The following is a 9,113-nucleotide window of genomic DNA, read 5'->3' as shown; positions in this document are numbered from 1 at the left end:
GGACATAAAGGGTCAAAAGGGTATTTAACAGCTCGACAAAATACTGAAGTAATCGAGTGGTTAAAGAATAAAGAATATTGGAATTTATATGAGTTGGTTACTTATTTAGCTCAAAAATTTGGTGTGATATATAAATCAAAACAGAGTTACTATGAACTTTTTGATCGGGCAAAAATTAGTTGGAAAAAAACTCAAAAAACAAATCCTAAATTTGATAAAGAACTGGTAAAAAAAAAGACGGAAGAAATCAACGATATTTTATTTAAAAACAAGGCTGGTATAGAATCTGGGGAAATAATAGTATTGTTTTTAGATGAATGTCATCTACTTCATGGTGATCTAACTGGTTATGTTTTGGGGCAATCAAAAATTAGAATTGAAGTCCCAATTACCAATGAAAAAGATAGACAAACTTATTTTGGCGCACTCAATTATCAAAGCAAAGAATTCCATATTCAGAGCCATCCATCTGGTGATGGAAAATCAACAGTTAAATTCATAAAATACTTACAAAATAAATATAAAAATCGCAAGATTATCTTGATTTGGGATGGAGCTACTTATCATAAATATGGAGAATTTAGAGACTTTTTATTAGAACTAAATGGTGACAAAGAACCTGATAATTGGTCAATTACTTGTATTTTATTTGCTCCCAATGCTCCCCAACAGAATCCCGTTGAAGATATTTGGTTACAAGCTAAAAACTTTTTAAGAAAGTATTGGTATTTATGTAGATCTTTTAAGATTGTCAAATTTTTATTTGAGTTTTTTACTAACGAACATAAATTTGATTTCCCCAAAATACGCCAATATACTTACACAAAGAAAATCATTTAGGATTGCTCTAGATCTAGAAAATCATTTAGGATTGCTATAACTATGCCACAAACACTTCAAGAATCTCGCGAACTTCTCCAAGACTTTGAATTCAACAAATTGTTTGTCCAAAAACTCGCTTGGGATAATTCCTCTTCCCACCAATCAGGGCAACTACGGCACAGAGGGCGGGCACGGGGGCACCGCCCCTAGCTTTGAAACCATCACCGGACTCCTTACAAATCTCGATGCCAATCTCTGCCACCACCTGCTAACAGAAATCCTCCCAAACTTAACATTATTAGACCCAGCCTGCGGTTCCGGCGTGTTTTTAGTCGCAGCCATGAAAACGCTGATTTACATCTATTCAACAGTCATGGGTACAAGTAATTTTTTAAACTATCGCTACCTCAATGACTTACTCAAAACCATAGAAACCGATCATACTTCACTCAACTACTATATAAAAAAACGGATTATTAGCGACAACCTCTACGGCGTGGACATCAGGCCATAAGCAGTGGAAATTGCAAAATTGCGACTGTTTTTAGCCTTAGTTTCGGCGGCGCAGAATGTCAACGACTTGGAACCGTTGCCGAATATTGACTTTAACATCATGGCGGGCAATCACCCGGGATGTTAGCTCTTTATGAAGGTAAGATGATTCATCAGTTTACTCATCTCTACGCTGAACCGAGGTATTGGGTGGATGAAAAGGAAGCGAGAAAGGCTTTATTGGGAAGGAATGGTATAGATAACGGTCAAAATTTTGATTATCAGTGTTACCGTTTTGGATATCGTGCAATTGCTAGGAGTACCGATTCTAGAACTCTTATTGGTACCATACTGCCTTCAAAAGTAGTTTGTGGTAATTCACTCAATATTGCCTCTCCAACTCAAGAAAATAAATATACATTATTCATTTGTGCTGCGCTGAATAGTTTTTGTGTAGATTTTGCATTGCGTCAACAAGTGGCAGCCAACATTAATATGTTCTACATATACCAACTTCCCGTACCGCGATTAACAACTCGTGACAAATACTTCTCGGATATCGTACAGCGCGCCGCCAAACTAATCTGTACCGCCCCAGAATTTGACGAATTAGCCCAAGAAGTCGGCTTAAACTCCCACCGAGAAGGTGTTACCGAGGAAACAGAACGGGCTAAATTGCGTGCCGAATTAGACGGCATCATCGCCCACCTTTACGGCTTAACCGAAGCAGAATTTGCCTATATTTTGACTACTTTTCCGATCGTCCCCGAAACCGTGAAACAAGCAGCATTAGCAGCCTATCGCACCTTTCGCGGGTGAGTCAAGAAACCGGTTTTTTTGGGGTTTCTACACGGTGTAACAAAGTTTTCTGGCAAAAACCCGGTTTCTGAGTACCTCGATGGTCATTAGTAGCAAATTAAGCCGACCATCTGCCAGTCCGTCAGTCCGCTAGGGAATGAATTCCCTGTCTAGTCTAATAGCGAAAGTCCTCGCTCAAGAGGACTAATGAATTCTTCAGTCCTCTTGAGCGAGGACTTTCGCTTTGAGGCAGGGGTTTCAACCCTTGCCGGACTGTCGGGTAGGCGGGAGGACTGTCGCACTGTCGGTTTAACGTGTTTGTTGACACCTACGGGCAGTTCCACGTCCCTACAGATTTCCGCAAAAAAATGTAACGAGTTGTAAAGTATAATTAAACCGAAGCGAACACAGAGGCCAAGTAGTATCAAATGCGAGTTGCGATCGCCGGAGCCGGCTTAGCAGGACTATCCTGCGCTAAATATCTTACCGACGCGGGCCACACCCCCATCCTCCTAGAAAGTCGGGACGTACTCGGCGGCAAAGTCGCCGCCTGGAAAGATGCAGACGGCGACTGGTACGAAACCGGCCTCCACATCTTCTTCGGCGCATACCCGAATATGCTCCAACTATTCAAAGAACTTGACATCGAAGACCGGCTGCAATGGAAAGAGCACTCGATGATTTTCAATCAGCCGGAAACCCCCGGAACCTATTCCCGGTTTGACTTTCCCGACCTTCCCGCCCCCTTCAACGGCGTCGCAGCCATCCTGAGCAATAACGATATGCTCACCTGGCCCGAAAAAATCCGCTTTGGTATAGGTTTGATTCCGGCGATGCTTCAGGGTCAAAGATACGTCGAAGAAATGGATAAATACTCGTTTTCCGACTGGCTGAAAAAGCAAAACATCCCCCCCAGAGTCGAAAAAGAAGTATTCATCGCCATGTCCAAGGCGCTCAACTTCATCGACCCCCACGAAATATCCGCAACCATACTGCTGACAGCCCTCAACCGCTTCTTGCAAGAGAAAAACGGCTCGAAAATGGCCTTTTTAGACGGTTCCCCCACAGAGAGGTTGTGTCAGCCGATGGTAGACTACATAACTGAGCGCGGCGGTGAAGTACGGCTGAATGCACCCATCAAAGAGTTTTTGCTCAACGATGACAACACGGTGCGGGGCTTCCAGATTCGGGGAGTAAAAGGGGCAGATTCAGAAATTCTGACGGCCGATATTTACGTTTCCGCGATGCCGGTTGACCCGCTAAAGCTGATGATGCCGAAACCTTGGGGCGAAATGGATTATTTCAAACAGCTCGAAGGCTTGGAGGGAGTACCCGTCATTAATGTACACTTGTGGTTCGATCGCAAATTAACTGACATCGACCATTTGCTGTTCTCGCGATCGCCCCTGCTAAGCGTCTACGCCGACATGAGCAACACCTGCCGCGAATATGCCAACCCAGACAAATCCATGCTGGAACTGGTTTTAGCACCGGCCAAAGACTGGATAGGCAAATCTGACGAAGATATCGTCGCAGCCACAATGGTCGAGTTAGAAAAACTCTTTCCCGATCAAATCCCAGAACCAGCCAAACTGCTCAAATATCACGTAGTCAAAACCCCTCGTTCCGTCTACAAAGCCACTCCCGGACGCCAGCAGTGCCGTCCCACACAAACAACTCCCATTAGGAATTTCTATCTAACGGGGGATTATACAATGCAGCGTTATCTTGCGAGTATGGAAGGTGCCGTGCTTTCTGGTAAGCTGACAGCGCAGGCTATTTCGACGGCCAATAACAAATGAAAAATTAAGAATTTTTCATAAAGACGTAAAAGAATCTCCCGTTTTCTAAACGGGGGAAAATCAGTTCTAATCTTTAAATTTCTTATTCTCGGATGCTGCAACTGTCAAAACTCCAGTGCATGAGAACTCTGGCCTCTGTTGATGACTCCTACGAACTGTGCCGCCAAGTCACGGCGAGTTATGCCAAAAATTTTTATTTAGGCACTCAACTCATGCCCGAAGCCAAGCGTCGGGCGATTTGGGCGATTTACGTCTGGTGCCGCCGCACCGACGAACTCGTAGACGGGCCGGGTTCTGATGCAACGACCCCTGAAACCCTCAATCTGTGGGAAAAACGGCTAGAATCTGTGTTTGCCGGCCATCCTCACGACGACTACGACGTAGCTTTGGTGGATACGCTGTCTCGTTTCCCGATCGACATTGGGCCGTTTCGAGAGATGATTGCGGGCCAGCAAATGGACTTGTACCGCAGCCGCTACGAAACTTTTGAAGAGCTCAATCTTTACTGTTATCGAGTAGCGGGTACTGTAGGACTGATGTCGATGTCTGTCATGGGTGTAGGCGAATCGAGCTCCGCTGCTAACTGGAATTGGCACTGGGGGAATAGAATTCCCAAAGAAGAAGCCATCTCCCTCGGTATTGCCAAGCAGTTGACTAATATTCTGCGCGATGTCGGAGAAGACGCCCGCCGCGGCCGCATTTACATTCCCTTAGAAGACTTAGCCTTGTTTAACTACACCGAAGAAGATTTATTCAACGGTGTAATTGACAACCGCTGGCGGGAATTGATGCGGTTTCAAATTCAGCGAGCTCGCAAATTATACGCCAGCGCCGAGCCCGGAATTAAAGTGCTCAGTCCCGATATCCGCTGGACTGTTTGGGCGGCTACTATGCTGTACAGCAGAATCTTAAATGCGATCGAACGCAATCAGTACGATGTTTTCCAGAAGCGGGCTTATGTTAGCAATTCTCAGAAACTGCTGTGTCTCCCCGCCGCTTGGCTGAAGTCCAAAGTGCTTTAGTCGCAGCCGGTATTGCTGGCGATTAGGCAACGGATAAGGGGTATTTGTCAAGTTACAAATTATATGATGTCCAGCAAAGTGCATATTAGGTTTGTAGGGACACCGCAGTGGCGTCTCCCTAGCTGTGTTGTGTTAATTTAAGTCAAATTTGTGGAGTAGCGGGCCCAATTTTCAATTGGGCGATCGAACTTTCAAGCAATTGCTTTTCCTGCTGGAGTTTTGCTTCTAAGTTTTGAATTTGTTCCCGGCGGGCTTCAACTTCAATCAAGCGGCGAGACAATTCTTGACTCTGCAAAGTGAGAGATTGCCTCCACCCTTCTGCTTTCTGGGCTTCTTGCTGCAAAAAATCGGGAGTAAAGCCGGTTGTTAAATATTTCTCTACTAATTGTAGCACCCAGTTTGTAGCTGCTTGAATATGCAAAACCTGGCTATTTTCGTCAACATTTGCTAATACTAAAATTCCTTCATTTAAAACATTCGTTGCAGAGTTAATTGGATTTTGAGCAAAATCTTTCTGTAATGTCAAGAAAAATTTTTCACTAAGAATAGCCCAAGTATTATCAGAATTTTGGCAAGCCAGCAATTGCAGACTTATGTCGCCTAAATTTTCCTGATTTTGTACTTGGGCTAAATATAACATGAGGGTGATTTGTTATTAGTTATTAGTTATTGGTTATTTGTATATCTCGCTTGTAGCCGAGACTCGATCCCCCTAAATCCCCCTTAAGAAGGGGGACTTTGAGGGCTCTTGTCCCCCCCTTTTTAAGGGGGGTTAGGGGGGATCTAGACTTCGATAAAAACAAAAGAGACGGTATGTTTAACGTGTTTGTTGTCACTAATGGGTACAGCCTGGGAACAAGATTACAGTCAACAGTCAACTCTTAAAACAACTTTAGCCGATCGCGCCAGCGGTGGGTGAGAGTCAGTATTTTCATTGGAATTCCAAGATTTTTCGCCCTCACGCACCCTACAACTTGACTACAAACAGTCACCAGTCACCAGTCACCAGTCAACTATTAAAACACCTTTAGCCGATCGCGCAAAATCTCCGCCTGTTTTTCCGCTTCCGCCAAAGCATCCCTCGCCCCCTGAACAACATCAGGAGTAGCCTTATCCACAAACTTCTGATTAGTCAAGCGCGCCGCAGTATGCTTAATTTCAGCTTCCACCTTGCTCAACTTCTTCTCTAACTTAGCACGCAAAGCCACCAAATCGACCACCCCAGCCAGAGGAATCAATACTTGCACAGTACCGACAACCCCAGCAATTGTCTGTCCCAAATCTGCATCCAAATTAGCAGTAACTGTCAGATTTTCGACTTTTGCCAAATCCTGAATGTAAACGCCTCCATCTGAGATTATTTGGCGTTCTTTCTCGCTTTCGCTTTGCAAAATCGCCGTCACCTTCACACTGGGTTTGATATCAGCATCTGCCCGCAAATTGCGAACTGTGCGAATTGTACCGAACAACAACTCAAACTGCTGTTCTAATTCAGCATCAATTAGCGAGATATCAGCTTCTGGATAAGCTTGCAAAGCCAAACATTGATCATCACCTGTTTGAGTCAGAGTGTGCCAAATTTCCTCAGTAATGTGTGGCATAAAAGGATGCAATAGTTTCAGAATCCCTTCCAACACAAAAGCAAAAGTTTGCTGTGCCACTTTCTTAGAATTTGGTTCAGCATCCTGTTGCAAGCGAGACTTGACCAACTCAATATACCAGTCACAGAAATCGCCCCAGATAAACTCATAAAGCCCCTTCGCCGCTTCCCCCAAACCGTAATTTTCCAAACAATTGCGGCTTTCTTGCACAACTTGATAATAGCGAGAAAGAATCCAGCGATCGCACAATTCCAAACCACCTCCCACAGAAGGACTTCCCAACTGCTGCGGAGTCTGTCCCTCCAAATTCATCATCACAAACCTGGCCGCATTCCACAACTTATTCGTGAAGTTCCGCGAAGCTTCCACTGATTTCGATTCATCAGTTTTGCGATCGTACTCCATGCGAATATTTTGACCGGCCCCTACCACTTCCTTAACCAAGGTGTAGCGCAAAGCATCAGTACCATACTTACCAATCAACAGCAGCGGGTCGATACCGTTATTTTTACTCTTAGACATTTTCTGACCGTTTTCATCCAACACCAAACCGTGAATGTAAACAGTATCAAAAGGCATCTTTTCAGTAAAATGTCCTGCCATCATCGTCATTCTAGCAACCCAGAAAAAGATGATATCAAAACCAGTAACCAAAGTAGTTGTTGGATAGTAAAACTCCAAATCTTTAGTTTCGTCCGGCCATCCCAAAGTTGAGAAAGGCCACAACCCGGACGAAAACCAAGTATCCAATACGTCTGGATCTCTTGCTAGCTTGACATCCTGACCAAATTTAGCCGTAGCTTTTTCCTTAGCTTCAGCTTCAGTTTTTGCAACTATAAAAGGTGTTGTATCAGTAATTTCTCCTTGGGTTTCGCTAACAGCATACCAAGCCGGGATTTGGTGTCCCCACCACAATTGGCGGGAGATACACCAATCTTTCAGCTTCACCAACCAATCGCGATAAACCTTTGTCCATCTGTCAGGAACAAAGACTGGTGAGTTACTTCGATCTAATGCTTCTAAAGCACGCTGAGAAAGAGGATCTATCTTCACAAACCATTGCGTAGATATCAAAGGTTCGACCGGAACTTTGCCGCGTTCGCTGTAGGGAACTGTATGCTTATAATCTTCTATTTTAACCAAAACCCCGTCAACTTCTAAGCGCTGCACCACATTTTTCCGGGCAACAAATCGGTCTTGTCCCTGGAACTCTCCGGCATTTTCATTTAAAGTGCCGTCCTTATTCATAATATTAATAAACGGCAAATTGTGACGCTTACCCATCTCGAAGTCATTCGGATCGTGGGCAGGAGTCACCTTGACACAACCAGTTCCGAAAGTTGGATCGACAAACTCATCAGCAATGATTGGGATTTCGCGATTCACGATCGGCAAAGTCACAGTTTTACCGATAAGATGTTTGTAGCGATCGTCCTGTGGATTCACCGCCACCCCAGTATCGCCCAACATCGTTTCCGGCCGAGTCGTCGCCACCTCCAAATAACCAGAACCGTCCGTCAAAGGATAGCGGAAATGCCACAAATGACCCTCAACTTCCTGCTGATCAACCTCCAAATCCGACACAGCAGACTGACTCGCCGGACACCAATTCACCAAGTAATTGCCGCGATAAATCAACCCCTCATCGTACAGACGAACAAACGCTTCTAAAACCGCAGCGGATAAGCCTTCATCCATCGTAAAGCGTTCGCGCGACCAATCGACAGACACGCCCAAACTGCGTAATTGATTAGTAATAGTATTGCCCGATTCAGCTTTCCACTCCCAGGCCCGTTCCAAGAATTTTTCTCGACCTAAATCGTGGCGAGTTTTGCCTTCTGCTTTGAGTTGTTTTTCGAGAATAGTTTGAACTGCGATGCTAGCATGATCCGTTCCCGGCAACCACAGGGTATTGCGTCCAGTCATGCGGTGATAGCGGACGAGGACATCAATCAGCGTCTCTTCAAAAGCGTGTCCCATGTGGAGGCTGCCGGTCACGTTGGGCGGCGGAATGACGACGCAGTAAGGTTCGCCGCCGGCTTCTGGGTCAGCTTTGAAGGTTTGGTTGTCTTCCCAGTATTTTTGCCACTTGGTTTCGGTGGCTTGGGGGTCGTATTGGGGGGGTAGGTTTGCGGTCATTGGCGAGAGGGTGCAGGTTTTATATTAAGATTGTGCCACAGGAGAGGGAGGAGAAGATGTTTGAACCGCAGAGGGCGCAGAGGGCGCAGAGGGAAGAGTGTTGGGAGGGTTTTGGATTATGATTGTGATTATTGGTTTGAGAAGAGGAGAGAGGAGAGTTGGGAGAGGATCTTAATGAGTTGACTTATGCTGTGATTGGGGCGGCGATGGAGGTTCATCAGGAGTTGGGGCCGGGGTTTTTGGAAGCGGTATATGAGAATTCGTTGCGTGAAGAACTCTCGCGCCGGGGAATTCCTTTTCAACCTCAACCTACAGTAAATCTAACTTATAAAGGTGTTGTGGTTGGGGAAGGCAGATACGATAAGCTGTTGCACATTTAAACTGTGATACAAGCATTGCCCTTATTTTTGATTTTACGACCCCACTTAATTATTAAT

General features: G+C 45.1%; 9 protein-coding genes. 7 read left to right on the top strand and 2 right to left on the bottom strand.

Going from position 1 to position 9,113, the window contains the following annotated elements; translation table 11 throughout:
• From QT994_RS26910 to crtB, 6 genes are all read left to right on the top strand, one after another.
• A partial coding sequence (locus QT994_RS26910; RefSeq protein WP_333180072.1) for an IS630 family transposase occupies positions 1-840 on the top strand: 840 nt, incomplete at its 5' end.
• Positions 841-943: 103 nt separating this feature from the next.
• Entirely contained in the window at positions 944-1,336 is a 393-nt protein-coding gene (locus tag QT994_RS26905; RefSeq protein WP_333180070.1) for a DNA methyltransferase, read from the top strand.
• A 3-nt stretch (positions 1,337-1,339) separates the two neighbouring features.
• Entirely contained in the window at positions 1,340-1,462 is a 123-nt protein-coding gene (locus QT994_RS26900) for a hypothetical protein (RefSeq protein WP_333180067.1), read from the top strand.
• The gene (locus tag QT994_RS26895) at positions 1,456-2,133 is read left to right on the top strand and encodes a hypothetical protein (protein ID WP_333180064.1); all 678 of its coding nucleotides are present in this window, start codon (positions 1,456-1,458) and stop codon (positions 2,131-2,133) included. The genes QT994_RS26900 and QT994_RS26895 overlap by 7 nt, the downstream gene beginning before the upstream one ends.
• 407 nt (positions 2,134-2,540) lie before the next feature.
• Entirely contained in the window at positions 2,541-3,914 is a 1,374-nt protein-coding gene (gene pds, locus QT994_RS26890; protein WP_333180061.1) for a 15-cis-phytoene desaturase, read from the top strand.
• A 92-nt stretch (positions 3,915-4,006) separates the two neighbouring features.
• The gene (crtB, locus tag QT994_RS26885; protein ID WP_333180058.1) at positions 4,007-4,936 is read left to right on the top strand and encodes a 15-cis-phytoene synthase CrtB; all 930 of its coding nucleotides are present in this window, start codon (positions 4,007-4,009) and stop codon (positions 4,934-4,936) included.
• 142 nt (positions 4,937-5,078) lie between these two features.
• On the opposite strand, the gene QT994_RS26880 is transcribed toward crtB, so the two are convergent.
• Together QT994_RS26880 and QT994_RS26875 are read right to left on the bottom strand one after the other, a co-directional pair.
• A complete protein-coding gene (locus QT994_RS26880) occupies positions 5,079-5,576 on the bottom strand; it encodes a hypothetical protein (protein ID WP_333180056.1) in 498 nt (165 codons plus the stop codon).
• Between the two features lie 376 nt (positions 5,577-5,952).
• Positions 5,953-8,676, bottom strand: coding sequence for a valine--tRNA ligase (locus QT994_RS26875; RefSeq protein ID WP_333180054.1), 2,724 nt, complete (start codon positions 8,674-8,676; stop codon positions 5,953-5,955).
• 158 nt (positions 8,677-8,834) lie between these two features.
• Between QT994_RS26875 and QT994_RS26870 the strand changes: the two genes are divergently transcribed.
• Positions 8,835-9,056 carry a GxxExxY protein gene (locus tag QT994_RS26870; protein WP_333180051.1) on the top strand — a complete coding sequence of 74 codons (222 nt, stop codon included), beginning with the start codon at positions 8,835-8,837 and terminating at the stop codon, positions 9,054-9,056.
• Positions 9,057-9,113: the final 57 nt, after the last annotated feature.

Source organism: Microcoleus sp. S13_B4, assembly GCF_036700885.1.
GTDB lineage: Bacteria > Cyanobacteriota > Cyanobacteriia > Cyanobacteriales > Microcoleaceae > Microcoleus.
The sequence above is the reverse complement of the archived record's forward strand: the minus strand, read 5'-3'. Positions and strand labels throughout refer to the sequence as shown.